This window comes from Clostridium sp. AF28-12, assembly GCF_003435225.1.
Taxonomy (GTDB): domain Bacteria; phylum Bacillota; class Clostridia; order Lachnospirales; family Lachnospiraceae; genus Pilosibacter; species Pilosibacter fragilis.
Genome location: NZ_QWGJ01000008.1, coordinates 41,705 through 62,077, shown reverse-complemented (window position 1 = coordinate 62,077; position 20,373 = coordinate 41,705). Strand labels below are relative to the sequence as shown.

General features: G+C 46.7%; 19 protein-coding genes. 8 read left to right on the top strand and 11 right to left on the bottom strand.

Annotated elements, in window-relative coordinates; genetic code table 11:
• Nucleotide 1 precedes the first annotated feature (1 nt).
• The 9 genes from DWY93_RS17865 to DWY93_RS08595 form a co-directional block, all read right to left on the bottom strand.
• Nucleotides 2-724: a thioesterase family protein gene (locus DWY93_RS17865; RefSeq protein ID WP_347465903.1), complete on the bottom strand. Its 723-nt coding sequence runs from the start codon at nucleotides 722-724 to the stop codon at nucleotides 2-4.
• 225 nt (nucleotides 725-949) lie between these two features.
• Nucleotides 950-1,231 carry a sporulation transcriptional regulator SpoIIID gene (spoIIID, locus tag DWY93_RS08630; protein WP_015552650.1) on the bottom strand — a complete coding sequence of 94 codons (282 nt, stop codon included), beginning with the start codon at nucleotides 1,229-1,231 and terminating at the stop codon, nucleotides 950-952.
• Nucleotides 1,232-1,498: 267 nt separating this feature from the next.
• Nucleotides 1,499-2,029 carry an isochorismatase family cysteine hydrolase gene (locus DWY93_RS08625; protein ID WP_015552652.1) on the bottom strand — a complete coding sequence of 177 codons (531 nt, stop codon included), beginning with the start codon at nucleotides 2,027-2,029 and terminating at the stop codon, nucleotides 1,499-1,501.
• 187 nt (nucleotides 2,030-2,216) lie between these two features.
• Complete coding sequence (locus tag DWY93_RS08620; protein WP_117472238.1) at nucleotides 2,217-3,056, bottom strand: class B sortase; 840 nt, start codon at nucleotides 3,054-3,056, stop codon at nucleotides 2,217-2,219.
• A gap of 122 nt (nucleotides 3,057-3,178) precedes the next feature.
• Nucleotides 3,179-4,534 carry an MATE family efflux transporter gene (locus DWY93_RS08615; protein WP_117472236.1) on the bottom strand — a complete coding sequence of 452 codons (1,356 nt, stop codon included), beginning with the start codon at nucleotides 4,532-4,534 and terminating at the stop codon, nucleotides 3,179-3,181.
• A gap of 111 nt (nucleotides 4,535-4,645) precedes the next feature.
• Nucleotides 4,646-5,689, bottom strand: a complete 1,044-nt coding sequence (locus DWY93_RS08610; RefSeq protein WP_117472234.1) for a cytidylate kinase-like family protein — start codon at nucleotides 5,687-5,689, stop codon at nucleotides 4,646-4,648.
• 15 nt (nucleotides 5,690-5,704) lie between these two features.
• Nucleotides 5,705-7,150: a sodium:proton antiporter gene (locus DWY93_RS08605; RefSeq protein WP_117470082.1), complete on the bottom strand. Its 1,446-nt coding sequence runs from the start codon at nucleotides 7,148-7,150 to the stop codon at nucleotides 5,705-5,707.
• Nucleotides 7,151-7,571: 421 nt separating this feature from the next.
• On the bottom strand, nucleotides 7,572-7,880 hold the full coding sequence (locus DWY93_RS08600; RefSeq protein WP_117470083.1) for an AzlD domain-containing protein: 309 nt from the start codon (nucleotides 7,878-7,880) through the stop codon (nucleotides 7,572-7,574).
• A 58-nt stretch (nucleotides 7,881-7,938) separates the two neighbouring features.
• Nucleotides 7,939-8,748 carry an AzlC family ABC transporter permease gene (locus DWY93_RS08595; protein WP_117470084.1) on the bottom strand — a complete coding sequence of 270 codons (810 nt, stop codon included), beginning with the start codon at nucleotides 8,746-8,748 and terminating at the stop codon, nucleotides 7,939-7,941.
• Between the two features lie 654 nt (nucleotides 8,749-9,402).
• Between DWY93_RS08595 and DWY93_RS08590 the strand changes: the two genes are divergently transcribed.
• The 6 genes from DWY93_RS08590 to DWY93_RS08565 all read left to right on the top strand — a co-directional run bounded on the left by DWY93_RS08590 (nucleotide 9,403) and on the right by DWY93_RS08565 (nucleotide 14,557).
• On the top strand, nucleotides 9,403-10,512 hold the full coding sequence (locus DWY93_RS08590) for an SLC13 family permease (protein ID WP_117472232.1): 1,110 nt from the start codon (nucleotides 9,403-9,405) through the stop codon (nucleotides 10,510-10,512).
• A 241-nt stretch (nucleotides 10,513-10,753) separates the two neighbouring features.
• On the top strand, nucleotides 10,754-11,560 hold the full coding sequence (locus DWY93_RS08585; RefSeq protein ID WP_117472230.1) for an enoyl-CoA hydratase-related protein: 807 nt from the start codon (nucleotides 10,754-10,756) through the stop codon (nucleotides 11,558-11,560).
• Nucleotides 11,561-12,283: 723 nt separating this feature from the next.
• Entirely contained in the window at nucleotides 12,284-12,670 is a 387-nt protein-coding gene (locus DWY93_RS17295) for an IS66 family insertion sequence element accessory protein TnpB (protein WP_147324197.1), read from the top strand.
• Nucleotides 12,664-13,023: an IS66 family insertion sequence element accessory protein TnpB gene (gene tnpB, locus DWY93_RS08575; RefSeq protein ID WP_147324196.1), complete on the top strand. Its 360-nt coding sequence runs from the start codon at nucleotides 12,664-12,666 to the stop codon at nucleotides 13,021-13,023. The genes DWY93_RS17295 and tnpB overlap by 7 nt, the downstream gene beginning before the upstream one ends.
• 641 nt (nucleotides 13,024-13,664) lie before the next feature.
• Nucleotides 13,665-13,886 carry a hypothetical protein gene (locus tag DWY93_RS08570; protein WP_117470087.1) on the top strand — a complete coding sequence of 74 codons (222 nt, stop codon included), beginning with the start codon at nucleotides 13,665-13,667 and terminating at the stop codon, nucleotides 13,884-13,886.
• The gene (locus DWY93_RS08565; protein WP_117470088.1) at nucleotides 13,883-14,557 is read left to right on the top strand and encodes a hypothetical protein; all 675 of its coding nucleotides are present in this window, start codon (nucleotides 13,883-13,885) and stop codon (nucleotides 14,555-14,557) included. Before DWY93_RS08570 ends, DWY93_RS08565 begins: the two co-directional genes overlap by 4 nt.
• 977 nt (nucleotides 14,558-15,534) lie before the next feature.
• On the opposite strand, the gene DWY93_RS08555 is transcribed toward DWY93_RS08565, so the two are convergent.
• Together DWY93_RS08555 and DWY93_RS08550 are read right to left on the bottom strand one after the other, a co-directional pair.
• On the bottom strand, nucleotides 15,535-16,164 hold the full coding sequence (locus DWY93_RS08555; RefSeq protein WP_015552708.1) for a transposase: 630 nt from the start codon (nucleotides 16,162-16,164) through the stop codon (nucleotides 15,535-15,537).
• A gap of 398 nt (nucleotides 16,165-16,562) precedes the next feature.
• On the bottom strand, nucleotides 16,563-17,432 hold the full coding sequence (locus tag DWY93_RS08550) for an isocitrate lyase/phosphoenolpyruvate mutase family protein (protein ID WP_117472226.1): 870 nt from the start codon (nucleotides 17,430-17,432) through the stop codon (nucleotides 16,563-16,565).
• A gap of 576 nt (nucleotides 17,433-18,008) precedes the next feature.
• Between DWY93_RS08550 and DWY93_RS08545 the strand changes: the two genes are divergently transcribed.
• Both DWY93_RS08545 and DWY93_RS08540 read left to right on the top strand, forming a co-directional pair.
• Entirely contained in the window at nucleotides 18,009-18,959 is a 951-nt protein-coding gene (locus DWY93_RS08545; protein WP_015552710.1) for an NAD(P)-dependent oxidoreductase, read from the top strand.
• 174 nt (nucleotides 18,960-19,133) lie between these two features.
• Entirely contained in the window at nucleotides 19,134-20,273 is a 1,140-nt protein-coding gene (locus tag DWY93_RS08540) for an amidohydrolase (protein ID WP_117472224.1), read from the top strand.
• The last annotated feature ends 100 nt before the right edge of the window (nucleotides 20,274-20,373 follow it).

Sequence of the window (20,373 nt, the reverse complement as noted above, 5' to 3'; positions counted from 1 at the left end):
ATTATTCTGCTTTCTTCTCCGCCTTCTCACTCATCGCCTTGGAGTTTACGATAACGCGCAGGTGGGAACCTTCTCCGCACTTGCCTTTTTCATCGTTCACTTCAATGTCGAACCAGAGCTTTCTTCTCTCGATGCTGCGGAGCTTCGCGGTAGCTGTCACTTTCATTCCCACCGGTGTCGGTGCCAGGTGGCGGCAGTGGATCTCCGCGCCGACGGTCGTCTGTCCCTCTTCGAGGTAGGATTTCGCAAGCTCCAGGGCTGCGTCCTCCATAAGAGCCACCATGTTCGGGGTGGAGAGGATCTTGGAACCGGCGCTGCCGATGCGTTTTGCGGTCATGTCATCGGTAACAGTCCATGTGAGGCTGTATGTCGGTGCATAGAGGTCTGCTTTGTCAGCTAAGATTGCAGCAACAGCTGTGCATGCCGGACAGTCGCAGAATCTCGCGCCCTCTGCCTTGATCTTCTTCGCGTGAGCCTCGATTCCTGCTGCCTTTTCCTCTCCAAAGATCTTCTTCCCATCCTCAGATCCCGCAAAAGCGATCAGGCCGTCGATCGGGATAATATCTGCCGCGATCTCCTCGATCAGCGCCTTTGCTGCCTCGTCCTGTTTCTCTGTATTGACGGCTTCAAGCCATTTGTTTGCAGCTTCCTTTGCCTCCGCACAGCAGGACGGCGCGTTGATAAGTGCTTTAACTTTCTCGATCATTGCCTCTATTTTGCTCATGATTTATTCCTCCGTTCGTTTCTTTCATGTCACTTTTTCTGCCTCTGATAAGACTGTTCCGGAAGGAATCTTTTCCGGTTTTCCCCTTGCAGAAACAGTCCTGCTCCCATTCTATCGCATGTATTTCGAAAATTCAATCGGATTTTTCCACAGTTTTCAGACCTTTTGTCGATACTGAGATTTTTTCTCTCAAAATATCCGCGGCAATCCGCAGCAGTTTCCCTCTCACATCTCCACCCTGCTGCAGGCCTGCAGCTGATGTTCATGCTCGTACTTCTCCTTCGTCGCAAGCCCGCCGCGGATATGCCGCTCCGCCTTGTTGATATCCAGAACCACTCTCGCCTGTGCCGCCAGGGACGGATCGATATGGATCAGACGATCCGTCACATCCTTGTGTACCGTGCTCTTTGAGATTCCAAACCGTTTCGCCGTCTGTCTCACCGTCGCATTCTCGTCAATAATATAGTTCGCGATCTGGATCGCCCGTTCTTCAATATATTCCTTCATAGGGTTGCCCCTCGATGATATTTTTACCATCTTATTACAGAATTTGAGAATTTATGCGGGCAAGATTCCTATCCTATATCTCAACGCATTCCCGCGCCGCAGCAGTCTGTATTTTCGCGCAGATGCGTATTCCCGATACGTTATCGTCCTCTGATATAGCAATGCATTCCTCGAATTTTCCTATATACAAAAATGTGCAGATATAGGTCCCCTCCATAAAAGGATCTCCATATCTGCACATCATTTCACTCTAAATCTTTAATTTTCTTACTTCACCACGATCTGACAGCTTCTCATGGTCTCTAAAGCCGCCTCATGTCTTTCCCTCGTCACACCTGCCGCACATGCGGAATCCACGAAGACCGGGGTCTCCGGGAGGAACGCTTTGATGAGGAGTGCGTTTGAAACCACACAGATATCCGTACAGAGTCCCACAAGCTCGATGGACTCGATCGGTGTCTTCTTATTTCTCTCAAGAAGGTCTTCCGCTAACTCCGGACATCCGAAGGTGATCTTCTCATACATCGCCGCGTCGCGCTCCACGAAAATCTTTTCAAGCTCCGGGATCAGGTTCCATCCGTCGGTTCCTTTCATACAGTGGGGAACCGGAAGGAAATGTCCCTCCTGGGTGTCCATATAATTCTCGAAATGTGTGTCCTTCGTAAAGATCAGGTCCCCATCAAACTCTTTTGCCTTCTTTACAACAGCCGGGACGATCGCCTCCGCGTCCTTGCTGCCGAGACTTCCGTTCACAAAATCCTTCTGCATATCCACAACGATCAAAATCTTCTCTGCCATAGCTCATCTTCCTTTCTCCGAATCCGGATCTGTCTTAGGTCGAGGATACCCCAGGCCACCTGCCCTGTCAAGCGTTTTTCCGGATCAGCAGCAAAATGCCCCTGAGTTTCCACCCAGAAGGCATTTTTCTTTTCCCTGCACGGCCCGCATCCCATTGATCGCGGACCTGCGCGATAGCAGCTTATATTTACGGCTCCGCAACCCGTCTCGCCGCCACCACAAACCGTCCATTTTTCGTATGGTAGCTGCATGTGGACAGCATCAGGATCTGATCCTCATACTCCGGGACGATCTCCGTGTCGTAGTCGGAATGTCCTCTGAGCCAGTTCACCAGCTCATCGTATTCCTCCTCCGGAATATCCCCGTCGTAGCGGTAATACCGGAATCCATCCTCATCTTCATAGAGCACCTGCGTCTCCACCGCCGCAAAGACCTCATAAGTCCGCGGTTCTCCGTCGACGTAAAAACGGACGAGCGGATGTTCTTTCCAGTAATCAGCCTTTTTGTAGGAATCAAGGGTTCCGAATATGGACCCGTTTTTCATGTTGTGCCCATAGATGATCAGACACTTCGTGTCCACGCCGGATGCCTCGCCGAGAAACGGGGTTCCGCCAAATGACTTGGAACCATCAAAGGCCCTGTGGAGGTAATATTCCGGATCAGACTCCCGGTCCACCACCGGGTAATCGATCCTTGTATCCGGGATTCTGATCCAACCGACGTAATCGGGATTCTCATTCTTAAGCGCCGCGTATCCGGCAGCCTCCTTTAAGAGTTCTGCCCACTCCGCCGCTTTCTCCTGATCCGTTGTCTCCCCGGCACTCTCCGTCAGATCTGTCGGAGCTTTTTCCTCCGCGTAATCCGCCGCCAGCTTACTCAGGCTGTCGAACGCGTCCGCTTCCTTTTTGGCCGCCAGGTAATCCCGGCCCGCCATAAAGGCGGAGACGCAGAACACCGCGCCGAACACCAGGATTCCTAATTTGTACCACCATGGGCTTTTTTTCTGTTTCTTCTTTCCTTCTGCCATCAGCTCTTTCTCCTTCTGTCAGAGTGCTCCTTTCCGAGTATCCGTGCAAGAAGACCAGTGAGGGAAATTCCCGCAAGTAAAAACCACAGATAGCCATGTGTCACATCACCAGTCTCAGGAACCTAAGTTGTCTTTTCCTTAAGCTCTCTCCCGATCTTTTTTATCACAAAGAGATACGAGACACCCGTAAATACCGCCGCTGCGATCCATGCCGCCGGATCGGCGAAACAGGCGAGCGGATAGCTCAAAAGCTTCATCGCCGCCATGGAGACAATCAGTCTCGCGATGAGCTCCGATACACCTCCCATCATCGGCAGAAAGCCATATCCGCAGCCCTGCATGATATTGCGGAAAATAAAGATCGTGCAGAGCGGCAGGAAAAACATCGCAGTCATATAGCAGTAAGTCTCCGCCCACGGCATCATCGCTGAAATATCCACGTCCCCGGTAAAGAAAAGTCCGAGACATGGTCTGAGCAGCGCACACATGAGTAATGCTACTGTGACGGAATACACAAACTCCGCGAGAAGCGCTGCCTTTACCCCTGCCTTGATCCGCTTTACATCCCCGCATCCGTAGTTCTGTCCGCCGTAGGTCGCCATCGTCTGTCCCATGGCGATCATGCCCTGGATCACGAGACTCTGGAGCTTCGCCGCAGCTGTGTAAGCCGCAACTGCCACGGAACCGAAGAGGTTGATAGCGGACTGCATGATCATGGTTCCCGACGCTGTGATCGCGAACTGAAACGCCATGGGAATCCCGGCCGCAAGCTGGTTTCTCGTGTCGCTTCCGTGGATCTTCCAGTGTTCCCTCTCCGGCTTTAAGGATGGAACCTTCACCCAGATATATCCCGCGCAGAGCACCGCCGAGATCGCCTGGGACAGATTTGTCGCCCAGGCTGCTCCTGCCACACCCATGCCGCCGCGGATGATAAAAAGCAGATCCAGACCCACGTTCAGGCAGGCGGAAAATATCAGGAAAAAGAGTGGGATCTGACTGTTTCCCACCGCCCGCAGATAGGAGGAAAACAGGTTGTAGAAGATATTTGCCGTGAGTCCGACGCTGATTCCCATGATATACGTGTAGGCATCCTGAAAGATATCTGACGGCGTATTCATCAGGTGCAAAAGCGGGTTCATGATCGCCACACAGACCAGTGTCAGGATGACCGCTGCGATCACCGCCAGGATCATTCCGTTTGCCACGCTGCGTTTCACACCTTTTTCATCCCCTGCCCCATACCGTTGGGCGGTAAGGATCGAAAAACCGGCAGTGATTCCCTGAGCAAAGCCGGTCGCCAGAAACATGATCGTTCCGGTGGAGCCGACCGCCGCCAGCGCCCCGGCACCGACGCAGCGGCCGACGATGATCGTGTCCGCCATATTATAAAGCTGCTGAAAGATATTTCCGATCACCAATGGAATCGTAAATTGCAAAATCACCGGCAGCGGTTTTCCTTTTGTCATATCGAGCTGCATGCTGTTGATCCTTTCTTTTTACATAAAAATGCCTGACTGATATCAGCCAGGCATCAAAATCATAATTTGTCATGTCCGGCAAACAGGCCGGCAGCACATTTCATTTGGGGATCATTCCGATTTTTTCTTATCCTTATCGTGACCGATCATTCTCAGAATAAAATCGACAGTACCGTCAATTCCGTAGCTTGCGCTGTTGATGCATAGATCATAGTTATTCGCGTTTCCCCAGCTTCTTCCGGTATAAAAATTGTAATAATGCGCATGTTTTTTGTCAAGTTTTTTCAGGAAATGGCGCGCTTTTTTCCGGTCTAATCCGGAGTTTACCTCGATCGCGCGCTGGATCCTCTGCTCGATCGGTGCAGTGATATAGATACTGATATGCGGAATACCGTTGTTCGTTAAGATCGCATCGGCACAGCGGCCCATGATAATAAAGTCTTCCTTTTTCGCCATATCACAGATCAGATCGCTCTGGTTGAAGAAGACGGCATCCTGACGGTTCAGGCCGTGGTAACGGCTGAAATATTTGATATGATCCTTCAGGGACATATGGGTCACTGCCTCAAACTCGCTCGCCGGACTCTGCTGCAGTTCCTCAGAGACGTGGGCATATCCCGCCGCGTCACGGATCGTCTTATCTTTCTCCGCGTCGAGGCGTTTTAATACTGCCGCGAAAATATCGGCATCGTAGTAGTTAATATGAAGCTTATCCGCAAGCTTGAAGCCGACATCGATTCCGCCGCTTCCGTATGTCCAGCTGATGCAGATAATCAGATGGTCGTCGTTGGAGAAACGGTTCGCTACGTTGAAGCTGTTTAACTTCGCGAGGATCGGGTCGATCACATCGCCGCTGGCGAAGCTTGTCGGAAGGCTCATGACCTCATTGAGGATGCGGTTGTACTCGGTCATACACATCGCGCGTTCTTCTTTATCCTCGATGGTACGGGCCATGTTCGCGATCAATCCAAGCTCGCTGCGGACTAAATGTCCCTGCGGTCTTGTGGTCAGAAGCTCTGTGAGCTCATTCACACAGCGCTCTCTGTCACGGTTGAAAACACGTCCCAGGGAGGAACCCAGGTGGACATAGACCTCCGCGTCCAGATCGTAGATATGTTCTGCCAGTTCTTTGATTTCTTCTTTCGTTGCAGCCATATTTCCTCCCCCTTCCTATAAAAAGAATACCAGAGTATCCACAATGAATACCGGAACAAGAATTCCAAAGGACCAGATCAGATATCCGAAGAATGAAGGCATCCGGATACCGTTCTCATCCGCAATGGATTTGACCATGAAGTTCGGCGCGTTACCGATATATGTATTCGCGCCCATAAATACAGCACCACAGGAGATCGCTTCCAGCATCTTGACCGGAACGGTTCCGAGGGCCGTCACCATGCCCTGTGACAATCCTAAGGCGCCTGCTGTTGTCAGGAATACCAGATAGGTCGGCGTATTGTCGAGGAAGCTGGATAACAGACCGGTCGCCCAGAACATCTCAAACGGTTCTGTGATCCCAAGCTCCGCTCCGTTTGCCTTTAAGATCATAAGCGCCGGCTGCATCGTGATAAAGATACCGACGAAGAGAACTGCGACCTCGTGGATCGCGCCCCAGGTAAAGTGGTTCTCTCGGCGGATCGATCCATCCGTCGTCTTAAAGGACAGAAATGCGGATACAAGGATGATCACACACTCAATGATCGCCGGATAGGATAATGTAACTTCTCCGAATACATGAATCCCGAGGACATTTCCTGCGGCATCCTGAAACATCGGCATGGACGGCAGGGTACCGCTTAAGATAACGGCGATCACGATCATAATGATAAAGATCAGGTTGTGGCTGCCGCGGATCTTCACCTCAGTACCAGGTTTGCTGATATCCGGCTTTAAGCCTGCCGCGATATCTTTTCTATATGCCTTCATATCAAAATGATAGAAGATGAACAGCAGGATGATCATATTGAAGATCAGGATCGGTAAAAGCTTTAAGCTCCAGAAGAACGGGACGCCCCGCATGAATCCCATGAGCAGAGGCGGATCTCCGATCGGAGTCAGGCAGCCGCCCATGTTGGACACCATAAAGATAAAGAAGATCACGATGTGGCGTCTTCTCTTTCTCCACGCGTTCATCTTGATGATCGGACGGATCATTAACATACTGGCACCGGTGGTTCCGATCCAGCTGGATAACAGGGTTCCGAGTGCCAGAAGTCCCACATTGATCCTCGGGGAACCAGCGAGATCACCTGACAGGGTAATATTACCGGACACACAGAACAATCCAAAAAGAAGGACGATGAATGTCAGGTAGTCGTTTATGATACATTCCAGTGTCGTCTCCGCTGCCTTCGGCACACCGTACTTCACGGCGAACGGGATCAGGAACAGCAGGGACCAGAACACGACCGCATGCGGCTGGTGCGCCTCCCACCACTCTGCTTTCACAAGCGGAAGGACCGCGATGCAGAGCAGGAGTCCTGCAAATGGAATACAAAGCCATAACGGCGTCTGTGCTGCCGCCCCGGCAGCCTCTGGTTCTGCCGCAAGCGCTGTAACTGCAGTCTGGTTTAAGACCGCCAGAAGTCCTGCGCAGAATGCAAATAATTTCTTCATGGGTAAACCTCCATGTAATCAGCTTTTATGAGCCATTACTCTTTTTTTTCGCTCAACACGGCTACTGATTATAACAACTTTCCCGCACAAATACAAGTACGATTCTTCCAAATAATTGCCAAATTTCCGCGTAGAAAATCAGCATTTTTGCCAAAATGGAATATATTTCGTATTGTGAAATTTCAGACAATGGGATTTTATCTCATTTATTTTACAACGTTAAAGCATTGGTCTGGGATACCGCCGCATTCCGTTTTTCTGCGCCATGTACTGCTTTTTTTTCTTGGTTTTTCACGCCCTGCGAGAATGCCGTAATCGGTCTTCTATAAAGTAAAAAAGCAGCACGGTCATTTGATTGATGGATGATCAGATACCGAAACTGCTTTTGTTTTATTTAATATATGTGTTTTATGTATTTTTACTACACTAAGAAAAATTCCGTAATGAATACCATCGCGCAGCAGATCACCGCAACGGACAGGAGACTTCTTCCGCACCATGCCGCGATGATTCCGATGACCAGCGCCAGCGCCGCCGACACCGTACTGTTTGTGGCGGAGAGGATCGCCGGAAACGTCATAACAGCTAACGTCACATATGGGACGTAATATAAGAATGACTGGATAAACTGATTTTTGATCGGTTTCCGGATCAATGTGAGCGGCAGGACACGGATCATGTAAGAGACACCCGCCATCACCGCAATATAGAGATAAATATTCTTTTCCATGTTTTTTCTGTGTTCCTTCTTAATTTAACAAGACAATTTTCAAAAACTTCTTTTTCTTTTAAGCGCCCTGTTTTGCCGCGTCTGCAGAATGGACATGAGTTTCTTCCGTTGTTTCCTTGGAAGTATCAGCCGCGCTGTCCTCTGCCGGATGCGGGAAGAGAATCGCTGCTGCGGATGAGAGCACAACAGTCAGAATGATCGTTCTCGTGCCGCTGGAGATCGATGAGATCCCCGGCAGATGCTCCGCAAGGTAGCTTGCCGCGAAGCTGATGGCGATGAGCCCTGCAAGGATGCGGCTCTTTCTCGCCGGTGGAATTATGATCGCAAGGAACATTCCGTAGAGTGCCACGCTGAAGGCGCTCACAAGACGCCACGGCATCAGATTACCTGCCAGCGCACCGAGGGCTGTTCCGACAGCCCAGCCGGGAAGTGCTAATGCGATTGCCCCGTACATATACCAGGGATTTAAGCAGCCCGGTCTTGCAATCGTAATTCCGAACAGCTCATCGGTAATATCAAATGCCATGAGAAGCCTGTGGAAAAACGGCATATCCGGATCCATTCTCTGGCTCATGGCACAGCTCATCAGTAAATATCTCGCGTTCGCGATCAGTGTCACGATCGCCATCTCAATATACGCTGCCCCCGCGGCGATCATCGTAAAGCCCGCGTATTCCCCTGCGGACGCGTTGCAGAGTGCGCTTGTGATCATTCCCTGAATCGGTGTCATCCCGACATTCCGCGCCACGATTCCCAGTGAAAAAGATACCGCAAAATACCCGAGCGCGATCGGCACCCCGTCCCGGGCTCCATCCCGGAATGCCCGCCGGTTTCCAACACTGGCGATTGAAAACTTGTTGTTCCCCATAATATTCCTCCCTCAAACAGAAACAGCAGACATCCTGTCCTGTTTATGCGCTGCCATTCCGCGTAAATTAGCGGCACCCAGGAATTTTCATCCAGAGCTGCCGCTTTCCATTATTCTGACATCATTGTCTATACGGGCATGAAAGAAGCCCAAACAGTAACTGATTTTGCCGATGCTTCGCATTCCAAATCGGCAAAATCCACTGCCACCACTGTATTGTACGGAATTTTCAGGTCAGAAAATTCCTACCTGTGTGCAATGACCAAACATGTACAGTATACTCTTCTTCTTTACATTCGTAAAGCCACTGTTTATAATAATTACAGAAGTTTTGCGGTTGGTTACTGTTCACGCCTTGCGCAAACAGTAACTGATTTTGCCGATGCTTCGCATTCCAAATCGGCAAAATCCACTACCACCACTGTATTGTACGGAATTTTCAGTTCAGAAAATTCCTACCCGTGTACAGTAACACGGTTGTTCCTATCCCGCGAGGATACGCAGTGACTCTGATAGGATTTGTCAGCTTCGCTGACCAGAATCACGCGCCAGGTCTTTCGGATGTTCGACTTGAATTGCAGGGCGGCACTTTGTATACAGTTTTTCTGTCTTCTGCCGCATGCATGATATTTATATAAGGAAGGAAATCGATCCATGTCATTCATAAAAAAAGAACCAGTCCTTTCCGCGGCAGCGGTTCTGGCGGTCCTCTCCATGTTTTTTGTCGCTCCGTCACCGGAGTATCTGACTTACATTGACTTCCGCACTCTGGCACTCCTCTTCTCCCTGATGACGGTGGTCGCCGGGCTGAAGGAGATCGGTCTGTTCCGTTATCTCGGATCATCCCTGCTCGCCGGAATGCATTCCACACGCCGGCTTGCCTTCACCCTGACAGCACTCTGCTTTTTCTCCAGCATGCTGATCACGAACGACGTGTCCCTGATCACATTTGTCCCGTTTTCCATCCTGATCCTCAATATGGCTGGACTTCCGGAACTCATGATCCCTGTGATCGTCCTTCAGACCATCGCCGCGAACCTCGGCAGTATGGCAACACCCATCGGGAATCCACAGAACCTGTATCTCTACTCTTCCTTTGGTCTCTCTGCCGGTGAGCTTGTGGGATACATGCTGCCGTTAACGGTACTCTCAGCCCTGCTGCTTGTAGCTGCCGTTTTTCTGCTGAAAAATAAAGCCATCACCCTCAGCCGGACCTCCCTTCACCAGGACGGCTGTCCCACGAAGACTTCTCTGATCTTCTATCTGGCGCTTTTTCTCGTCTGTCTGGGCTGCGTCGTTCGGATCTATTCCTGGCCGATCATGTTTTTCATCATCCTGGCCGCTGTTCTCATAAAGGACCGCTCGTTGTTTATCCGGGTCGACTACTTTCTGCTCCTGACATTCGTCTGCTTTTTTATCTTTATCGGCAATATGGAACGGATCCCTGCGATCTCCGGACTCCTCACGAAGCTGATCTCCGGTCATGAATTTCCGGCAGGTGTTCTCTTAAGCCAGTGCATCAGCAATGTCCCCGCAGCGATCCTGCTCTCCGGCTTTACCGGTGCAGTGCGTCCTCTGCTTTTTGGTGTGAATGTCGGCGGTCTTGGAACCCTGATCGCATCCATGGCAAGCGTGATCTCCTACCGGGCCTACGCTGAGATTCCGGAAGCAAAGTCAGGAACGTACATGATGGTATTCACCCTTTACAATCTCATATTTCTCATAATTATGTGCGCGGCGGGGTGGATGCTGCTCTCTCTGTAAATCAAGTGTGCGGATGGTTCAATCATTACGTCTGTAACAGAATTTCATATTGTGATATAGAATGCAATACTTTTTCGCTTTGTGATATTGTCCAGGATTTTTCGATTCTGGACAATATTTTTTTGCAAATTTTACGTTAAAACCAGTTTCAAGGGCTTGACATTCTGTGTGAAATTCCATATAATGAAATCAGTTCCACAATATGGTATATTGAGAGAGTAAATAGAGGAGGAGATATTCTATGGCAGACTTGATCTACGAAGTACACAACCACCTTGCACGCATCACACTGAATCGTCCGAAGCAGCTCAACTGTTTCAGCGAGGAGATGATCCGTCTCTGGACAGAAGCGTTGGAAGATGTCCGTGACAACGATGATGTATATGCACTTCTGCTTTCCGGAAACGGAAAAGCGTTCTGCGCAGGCGGTGACGTCAAGGCAATGGCAGCCGGTGACGGATTCTTCGAAAGTCATGAAGATATCTCCTCCACAGCCCTCGCAAGAAAGAATTCACTCTGGAAGGGAATCCAAAGAATTCCGCTTCTTTTAGAAGAAATCGATAAACCGGTGGTTGCCAAGATCCATGGTGCCGCAGTCGGTGCCGGTCTTGACATGGCTCTCATGTGCGATGTGCGGATCGCCGGGGAGAGTGCTTCCATGTCGGAAAGCTATTTTAATGCCGGAATTGTACCTGGTGACGGCGGAGCATATTTCCTGCCCCGTCTCGTCGGCCGGGACAAAGCTTTAGACCTGTTCTGGACAGCCCGCACATTAAAGGGAAAAGAAGCCGCAGATATGGGTCTCGTTACCCACTGCGTCCCGGATGCAGAGCTTGACGCATTTGTGGAGCAGTATATGGAGAAGCTTCTGGCAGCGCCGCAGCAGGCTATGCGCCTCACAAAACGCGCAGTCGTACAGGGTGAGCAGAGTTCTCTGCGCGCCTCCTTAGATCTTATCTCCTCTTTCATGGGAATCGTCACCGAACTCGACGACTACCGTCAGAGGACCAGCGCCCTCGTTGCGAAACTGCAGCGGAAAGCGCAGTAAAACAGCCCATTAACAAACCTGAAAATAGAAAACCCATCACACAAGAAAAAGCTGTCCCTCGCGGGCAGCTTTTTCTTGTGGTCTCAATTCCCCGCCAGGATATTTTTTCGTAGTTTTCCGATTCACCGCTTCGCCGACCTGCTTACGGCCTTTCGGAGATCCTTCTGCCTCAGCTCTCCTGTCCGCGCTTATTGGGATCCGCTTCGTGCTTGGAAATTCCGGAAAAAATGGCTATCGTCGGTGCCGTTATCGTCCTCACAGCCGTGTCCGTGCGATCTGTTTACAGAATCTGGTCGGAGGATCATGACTGGACAGCAGCCCAGATATCATAGTAATTATCGCGAAATTTTTCTAAGGGGAATTTAAGGTTAAATTCCTTGATAAGATGACGGAATGCAGAAACGGAAAGTTTGGAACGTTGTTGATAAAAAGCAGATCCGGTAGGAACCGAGGAATCATACTCAAAAAATTTAAGAAGTTCATGATTTAGACTTCCGCTTTCCATGGAAATAATCAGACGCATCATTTTCTTAAAATCAAGTTTGCGTTTGCGGATAAAATCTTTACCTGGATTGTAAGCGATGAATAACCTGCCGTCTTTTCATCAGCCAAGATCTGTGTAACAATCATTCTAATGAGTTTGGACAGTGGACAAGTTTGGTTCAAATCTGGACACATCCTGTCTAACACACTCATAATACACAGGAATGGAGTTGGGCAAGAATGGTTCAAAGACACCCAAGACGTACGGATCAGGAATGGATGGCGCTGATTCAGGAATGCCGCACCAGTGGTCTTACAGATAAAGCATGGTGTGAGCAACATCACATACAACGCAGCAACTTTTACTATCATATCCGGAGATTTCGAAGCATGGCTTGTGAAATACCAGATAATCCGATGTCTTCCTGCCCGGAACAGCATGAAGTTGTGGCAATTGATTTTTCTGGTGCTGATACGGTTGCAGTAGGTGAGCAACTTCCTGATCGTACCACTGTTTCCGCCCCGGCCATTCGTTTGGTCTTTTCTGGTTTTTCTGTGGAAATCCAGAATTCGGCAGCCTGCGAAACGATTCGAAACACAATCGCAGCGCTGCAGCAACTGTGTTAGGCGAACTGTCCGGCGTAGCAAAGATTTTTATCATTACCGGCCGGACAGATATGCGAAAAAGCTTTGATGGATTGATGGCCATTATTCGCGATACTTATAAGCTGGATCCTTATGCCAACGCGCTCTATCTGTTTTGCGGCAGGGACAGTCGGAAGTTAAAAGCACTCCATTATGACAAAGATGGATTTGTTCTCTACCAGAAACGTCTGGATGAGAATGGTCGTTTCCAATGGCCACGCAATGCTTCGGAAGCAAGGCTTTTAACCAGGCAGGAATTCCGCTGGCTGATGGAAGGCCTTGCAATCGACCAGCCAAAAGTCATCCGTCCTTCTAAAGAAAAGAAGGATTTCTGATTTTTGTCTAAAAAGCCGAAATTAAAAAATTTTTTTACTAGAAAAAATGTGGCTTTTTGCAATTATCCACAAGCTTTCGTGGATGCAAAAACTTATTCGTGTAATTCTGGTTTGATGTTTACGTGGATGTGGATAAGTAATCGCAAATAGCTCTGATTTTTCTATTTTCGCTTCAACTTCAGCATTGTGACTTATCGTCAAAATGACGGTGCTATTTTCCGTCCGATTTGCCAGAAAAATCAGTGGAGGATTCAACAGGTAGAAATGACATCTTTCTCTAAGTCTGCTAGAAGCTGCTCCGCATTGATTAGAAAATTATTTAAGCCCAGTTTGGACAAAAGAAATCGAGATTACGTTTATTACTATACTTTAAAGAAAAAAAATAAACAGACTATCAAAAATAACCCAGTTCAATTATAAATCTTGTAGCTTATATGTTTTATATTTTCTTACGATTTCTTGCATATCGATAAAATGCATTGTGTATTCACTCGCCCCATGATAATATCAAGACATAAAACGAATAATTTAAAAATAACGCCATTGTTTTTAGATAATTATATTTAACAAGAGGAGATGATGCCATTGAATACATAAATCATTGTAACATATTAAATAAAAATTCTAAATGAGGTGATTCTATGATAAAAAACAAGTGTTTTAAATCTTCTATTGCCGCACTAAGTATTATTTCTTTGTCTGTAATGTCAACATTTGTAGCTATGGCGACGTCACAAAACGATAGCGATTCATCAGTACTGATGAAAAATGTTGTTGAATCAGATACCAATATCCTTTCTATTGATGGAAGTGTAGATCTTGAAGAAAAAATTACACTTTGTGATATGAAGGAGATACCATGAAAAAGTTGATTAGTGATTATGAAGATGAAAAAGTAGATGCGTTGATAAGGAAAGCGGTGAAAGAGGAGGCAGAAAATATAAATGCACCAGATAGGATTAAAGAAGAAATTGATGAAAAAATAGGGAGAAATCACATTATGAGTAAAAATGTAAATAAGAAAATAGGCATCTACATATTGGCAGGAATTATCTTGCTTGTAATCATCATTGCAATTTCAGTAATTGCAACAGGGAAAAAGGTTCCGCAAAGTGGCGAAGTTTCCAATCCAACATTTACTGATGAGGATGGCAAGGTCTATGTTGCTGCTTTTCTGAAAGAGATGACAGAAAACAATTTAATGGTTGATGTGATAGAGTTTATTACAGATGACAATGAGGAAAAGATAAGAGAGTTGAACCTTACGGAAGATGATATGCCGGATGGCTATTATATATACAATCCCGATACGGAAACTATTGTATGGAAACTGGATGCACAGACAGTATATACTTTTATTGATTGGAACGGGGACTTTTCCGATTCTGAGTATCCGGAGGAATATACCACAACAGATGTGCAGGAGTTCAAAAAGTATATTGAAACATATGAGAATGCGACTCCGGGGATGCCGTTTTTCTTTCAGATAGAAGATGATGTAATAAGGCTCGTTCTGGAAAAGCCTTTCGCATGACAATGGAAGTGGCAAGATGATGATTCAGTGAAAATATCTTGTAGACTCGTATTTCTTACATCCGTCGTCAAAATATAAAAATGAGTGTTATCTTATTAGTAACAAAGTAAGTAGAAGTTACTTTGAAATTTTTATAACATGCAAAAGGGTTATATACGAAATCTGGTATTACGAAATCAGAATTTAATGCTTTTCAAAAAGAGGTCTATGACACTATTTCACCAGCAGTCTGGGGGATTCCTACAGTAGATTCGCTCATTAGTAGAGCTGAGGAATTTGCTTCCAATCATAAGGTGGATTTAAAGGCAACTAGAAGTTCTTCAGCATGGTCAGAAGTTAATGTGAGAAAATATATTGCTACGGGCTTAAATAAAGAATCGCCAGTTCTGTTGCTTACATGGAACTCGCCTATACCTGATTTGGAACAACATTGGGTTACTGTAACACGTATTTACGACGCTGGTAGTGGGACTAAAATGGTAACTTCTAACTGGGCTGGAAAAGAAATCTACGATTTTCCAACGTGGGTTAACGGGGGAAGTCTTTATAAGGGTGTAATTTATTTTGAATAAACAGGAGTATAGTCAAAATGATTACAGGGTTAATTAGCATAATAGTACCACTCCTTTTTAATTCAGTTTTTATTGGACTTGTAAGTCTCTTCTTTTTCATTTGTTGTGTTTTATTAATGACAAGAAAAGGGACATCATTCTTTCGATATCTAATGTATACATATGTTATCATTTGCTTACTATTTTTTACTTTTTTGCTATGGTGTGTAATTGGTTTTGGTAATAACACCCCCAAAGCTGCTCCTGTTCCATATTATATATAGAAAATAAGTTTCATCCAAAAGAGGGCTGTCGCCTAGCAATATTTGCTAATACGGCAGCCCTGCTTTATGTCAAAATGATATCGAAAATTAAACGCTCCATAGCAAGTACTGAACCAGTCAAAAGCCGCTTTTGCGGCTTGGCTTAATTGATCTTCTTTGGTTTTCGAATACTCTCCGGCAAATTTTTTGACCACGGGATCAGATCATCTAAGAAAGATCGGTCTGTATCATCCATATGTTTCGGAATCTCTGTCAGAAGATATTCAAAGTACTCATATGGCTTTAAATTATTCGCTTTTGCTGTTTCTGCAATGCTGTAAATGATATCGGATGATTTTGCACCATTGATGGTATCGATCATCTGCCAGTTTTTCTTACCGACACAGAATCCGCGGATCGCACGCTCGGATGCATTATTGTCCATTGGAACATCCCCATCGGTCAGGAAAACCCGGAGGTATTTTTCCTGATTTAATACATAAATGAAAGCTTCCCTCAGTTTTTCCGTACCGACTTCATTTTCGTGTTGTTTCAGGTACACAAATAAAGCATCTACCAGTGGTTTTACAACCACCTGACGCTGAACAAGTCTTTCTTTTGATGAAAGTTCTTTGAGTTTTCCTTCCTCCCGGTAGATCGCCTGGATCTGCTTTATGATCAGGAACGAATCGGCACTGACTTTTTCCAATTGCTCCTGCTGGTTCAAAAACATCTGGATCAGCATAGACTTGTCAACGCTATTTAGTTGTTCTTCTGTGTACTTGATCGCCATGGCAGGAACTCCTTTTCTTCATGAGTTCATTGTACCAGATTTTTACAGTTTCTGCCACCTGGCGGCTGTTTCCCTTTCGTCATTATGACGGTGGATAACAATACAGAACATCTGGGATATTTCCATGAAATTCCAGATGCTCTGTACTGCTATCCACAAATCCAGTGTATATTTTTTCGAAAAATCGTGTGGTTCGATTTTTGAGGATCGGATGCTGTGGATAAATGCAGTAAAACGAAACGAACGCTTTTTCATCGGTGAAACAGTGGAAATTTTTTCTCTATAATGCACAAATACTACATCAATCTTTTTGGATTGTCATTTGGGCGTATTGGATGTTTCGGTATGTCATTCAGACACTCCTTTCTGAGCAATCAGCTTTTCTCCTGTATATCTCCTCATTCGTTATAATATGGTGTATACTTTTCTACCAGTGAAAACTGTCCCATCATGCGATGAATCTTCGTTGGCGGATTTGTCATTTTGTCTCTCACTGCAAGCGTTGTTCCCTGTTCTGCCAATGCCCCAAGAACATCAATCATTCCCTGCGCTGCTGCCAGCATGGCGGAGATTGGAAATAAACCAATACAGTAATTTAATGCCTTGACCTGCTCTGTAGGAAGTCCGCCGACAAATCCTTTCTCATTCAGATTTACCATAAGCGGAATTTTGGCTTCTCTGGAAATCTTTTCCAGATTCTCCACGGACTTGATTCCATCCACATATGCATAATCGGCGCCGCACTCCTTCGCAAGATTGATTCTTCTGATTGCTTCATCGACACCAAAATCATACAACTCTGCGCATGTACGGTAGATGATCACAAAGTCATCAGAAACTGCAGTTCTCACAGCTTTGATCTTGGGTCCCATTAACTCCCAATCGATGATCTCATTTTTAGCCGGATGATTGGCCGGAAGAACTTTATCATCAATCTGAAGTCCTGCCGCTCCAAGCTGCTCATACATAGCTCCGGTATTTGCAGCCTGAATTGCATTTCCAAATCCATTATCCGCATCTGCAATCAGCGGAGCATGAACGGAAGACACAATATGTTGGATCGCTGTTCCAAATTCTGCCAGACTCAAAAATCCAAAATCCGGGCGTCCTAATACACTGTAGGCAAGTGCTCCACCGGAAAGAAATAATGCCTGAAATCCTGCTTCCTCTGCAATCTTAGCAGAAAGGCAATCATATACACCCGGAAGTGTCAAAAAAGATGTCTCACTTAAAATTTTTCTTAATTCTTTTGCATGTTCGTTCTGCATAATCAACTCTCCTATCTGTCATATTGTCTTTTTGTTAATAAGCACTTACGAAACGCGTTTTCGTTAAAATGACTATTTTTATGTCATTTATTGTCTTTTGATGTACATATTATACGATAATATGCTATTATTTTTCCAATACTTGTTCAAACATACTATTATGTTAAAATAAGCATCTCTCAAGGAAACTCATTTAGAGCAGGACAAACGATTCCTTGTTGATCTTTCCTTTCGTCTGAACATTTACCTCTTCAACTTGCTCTATCACGGAAACGCATAGAAAATTTCTTTCCATTTTTTATTTATACATCTATGTATCATAACCTATAACCACAAACTCTTCATTGTCACATTTCAAAAACCGTTATATAATGAATACAGCGTAACTGTTCAGCACCTCACAGTTACGCGCAAAATCCATTCCAAAGCGGCGGTGCCGATAGGATTTTTGCTTTCTATTATAATATAAGTTTTTTTACGGTCAGCGCAGTAAATGCGCAGACCTGCTGAACAGTTACAATACAGCACCAAGGTACGTACAATTTTTTATTATCAATTTCGCAGGAGGATTTACCCATGAGCGACAAGACCGTTGTATTAAACGCAAAAAAAATGAACTTTGACGGAAATCTCGACTTTTCTGTTCTCTCTTCCGACGTGACCGTCTACGATGATACCACACCAGAACAGCTCTTAGAGCGCATTGAGGGAGCTGATATTATCGTCACAAAGGAGATGCCGGTAAACGGTGACCTGATCCGCAAATTTCCGGCTTCCGTAAAGCTGATCTGTGAGGCCGGTACCGGATACAACAATCTGGATCTTGATGCCGCAAGGGAGAAGGGGATCACCGTCTGCAATATCCCGGCATACAGCTCCGAGCGCGTAGCCCACACGGCGGTCATGATGATCTTAAATTTAAGCTCCACCATGCAGGTCCAGATGAAAATGCTGGCAAACGGAAACCATGATAACTTTACGAAAAATCTCCAGGTTCCGCACGTTGAGGTAAACGGAAAGACTTTAGGAATCATCGGTGCCGGACATATCGGAAAGACTGTAATGAAGATTGCAAAAGCTCTTGATATGAACATTCTCGTGTATACAAGAACACCGAGAGCCGACGAAGACGGCATCCGCTATGTGGATCTTGAGACAGTCTTAAAGAACAGTGACTATGTTTCCCTGCACTGCCCGTTAACTCCGCAGACAAAGCATATGATCAATAAAGAGACTCTTGCGCTGATGAAGCCGACCGCCTTCCTGATCAACACCTCCCGCGGTGCTCTCATCGATGAACCGGCTCTGATCGAAGCGCTTGAAAAGCACCAGATCGCAGGCGCAGGCCTCGACGTCCAGGAAACTGAGCCGCCGAAAGCCGACAACCCGCTCTACACCCTCGACAACGTGATCCTCACCCCGCATATGGGCTGGAAAGGACTTGAGACAAGACAGCGCCTCGTTTCCATCCTTGCCGGAAATGTAAAGGGATTCCTTGAGGGAACACCGGTGAATGTAGTTTCATAACTCAAATATAAGGAACTTTTCATCTTTTAAGATGAAATAGTTCCTTTTTTTTATTACTGTTTGCGCAAAGCGTGAATCGTAACTTATTTTTAACTACTGTACAGAAAGAATCCTTGAAATATTCTCGCAATTCATGTATGATAGAGTTATGATTTGAAAAGAGGAGGAATTCCAATGATTTGTATCAAGAACGGAACACTTCACACAGCGGTATCAAAGGAAACTTTTATCGCTGACATCCTGATCGACGGCGGAAAGATCGTAAAGATCGGAAAAGGTCTCTCTGCTGACGGCGCTGAGGTTATTGACGCTACCGGACTCCATGTTTATCCGGGATTTGTTGAGGCCCACTGCCATATCGGTCTTGACGGCTACGGGATCGGCTACGAGGGGCATGACTACAACGAACTGAATGACCCGGTAACTCCACAGGTACAGGCGATCGACGGAATCAACCCGTTTGACCCGTGTATGAAGATGGCCGCGAAAGCCGGTGTTACCTGCTTCGCAACCGGTCCAGGCAGCTCCAACTCCATTGGCGGAACCTTCGCTGCTATCAAACCGGTTGGAACCCGTGTTGACAATATGATCGTAAAATTCCCGATCGCTATGAAATGCGCTTTCGGTGAAAACCCGAAACGCTGCTACCAGAAACAGGGAATCTCCAGCCGTATGACAAATGCCGCAAAGATCCGCGAGGCTTTAAATAAAGCGAAGGTTTACAAGGCAAAGATCGAGGCGGCCGGTGATGACGCTTCCAAGCTTCCGGCTTACGACCAGAAGTCCGAAGCTCTGATCCCGGTATTAAACCATGAGATCCCGTTAAAAGCCCATGCCCATCAGGCAAACGATATCTTCACTGCGATCCGTATCGCGAAAGAATTCGGTGTCGGCCTGACTCTGGAGCATGTGACAGAGGGCCATATGATCGTGGATGAACTCGCGAAGGAAAATCTCCCGCTCGCGGTAGGTCCGACCTTCGGACATGCCTCCAAATTTGAGCTCCAGAATAAGACCTGGGAGACACCTGGCATTCTCGCGAAAGCCGGATGTCATGTCTCCATCATCACAGACGCGCCGGTAACCCCGCTCCACTACCTGCCGCTCTGCGCAGGTCTCGCCATCAAAGCCGGTATGGACGAGTATGACGCACTCCGCGCCGTAACCATCAATCCGGCCGAGCACATTGGCATCGCTGACCGTGTCGGTTCTTTGGAAGAAGGAAAAGACGCCGATGTTGTCATCGTCGACGGCTGTCCGTTTGATGTGACAGGCGTGATCAAGCATGTGCTGATCAACGGCGAGGAAGTTTAAAGCACTAAAAAACTGAGGATTTCTGACTGCCTGTATTTGCAGTCGGAATCCTCTTTTTATTTAACCATCATATGTAAAAGTTCTCTGCTGCAGATCCTGC

Coding starts and splice junctions, on each gene's coding strand:
- DWY93_RS08625 (WP_015552652.1), bottom strand. CDS start 2,029: ATGGCAGAGAAGATTTTGATCGTTGTGGATATGCAGAAGGATTTTGTG.
- DWY93_RS08620 (WP_117472238.1), bottom strand. CDS start 3,056: ATGGCAGAAGGAAAGAAGAAACAGAAAAAAAGCCCATGGTGGTACAAA.
- DWY93_RS08565 (WP_117470088.1), top strand. CDS start 13,883: ATGAAAAAGTTGATTAGTGATTATGAAGATGAAAAAGTAGATGCGTTG.
- DWY93_RS17295 (WP_147324197.1), top strand. CDS start 12,284: ATGGTTCAAAGACACCCAAGACGTACGGATCAGGAATGGATGGCGCTG.
- DWY93_RS08600 (WP_117470083.1), bottom strand. CDS start 7,880: ATGGAAAAGAATATTTATCTCTATATTGCGGTGATGGCGGGTGTCTCT.
- DWY93_RS08555 (WP_015552708.1), bottom strand. CDS start 16,164: ATGGCGATCAAGTACACAGAAGAACAACTAAATAGCGTTGACAAGTCT.
- DWY93_RS08550 (WP_117472226.1), bottom strand. CDS start 17,432: ATGCAGAACGAACATGCAAAAGAATTAAGAAAAATTTTAAGTGAGACA.
- DWY93_RS08545 (WP_015552710.1), top strand. CDS start 18,009: ATGAGCGACAAGACCGTTGTATTAAACGCAAAAAAAATGAACTTTGAC.
- DWY93_RS08605 (WP_117470082.1), bottom strand. CDS start 7,150: ATGAAGAAATTATTTGCATTCTGCGCAGGACTTCTGGCGGTCTTAAAC.
- DWY93_RS08590 (WP_117472232.1), top strand. CDS start 9,403: ATGTCATTCATAAAAAAAGAACCAGTCCTTTCCGCGGCAGCGGTTCTG.
- DWY93_RS08615 (WP_117472236.1), bottom strand. CDS start 4,534: ATGCAGCTCGATATGACAAAAGGAAAACCGCTGCCGGTGATTTTGCAA.
- spoIIID (WP_015552650.1), bottom strand. CDS start 1,231: ATGAAGGAATATATTGAAGAACGGGCGATCCAGATCGCGAACTATATT.
- DWY93_RS08570 (WP_117470087.1), top strand. CDS start 13,665: ATGATAAAAAACAAGTGTTTTAAATCTTCTATTGCCGCACTAAGTATT.
- DWY93_RS08540 (WP_117472224.1), top strand. CDS start 19,134: ATGATTTGTATCAAGAACGGAACACTTCACACAGCGGTATCAAAGGAA.
- DWY93_RS08610 (WP_117472234.1), bottom strand. CDS start 5,689: ATGGCTGCAACGAAAGAAGAAATCAAAGAACTGGCAGAACATATCTAC.
- DWY93_RS08585 (WP_117472230.1), top strand. CDS start 10,754: ATGGCAGACTTGATCTACGAAGTACACAACCACCTTGCACGCATCACA.
- DWY93_RS08595 (WP_117470084.1), bottom strand. CDS start 8,748: ATGGGGAACAACAAGTTTTCAATCGCCAGTGTTGGAAACCGGCGGGCA.
- DWY93_RS17865 (WP_347465903.1), bottom strand. CDS start 724: ATGAGCAAAATAGAGGCAATGATCGAGAAAGTTAAAGCACTTATCAAC.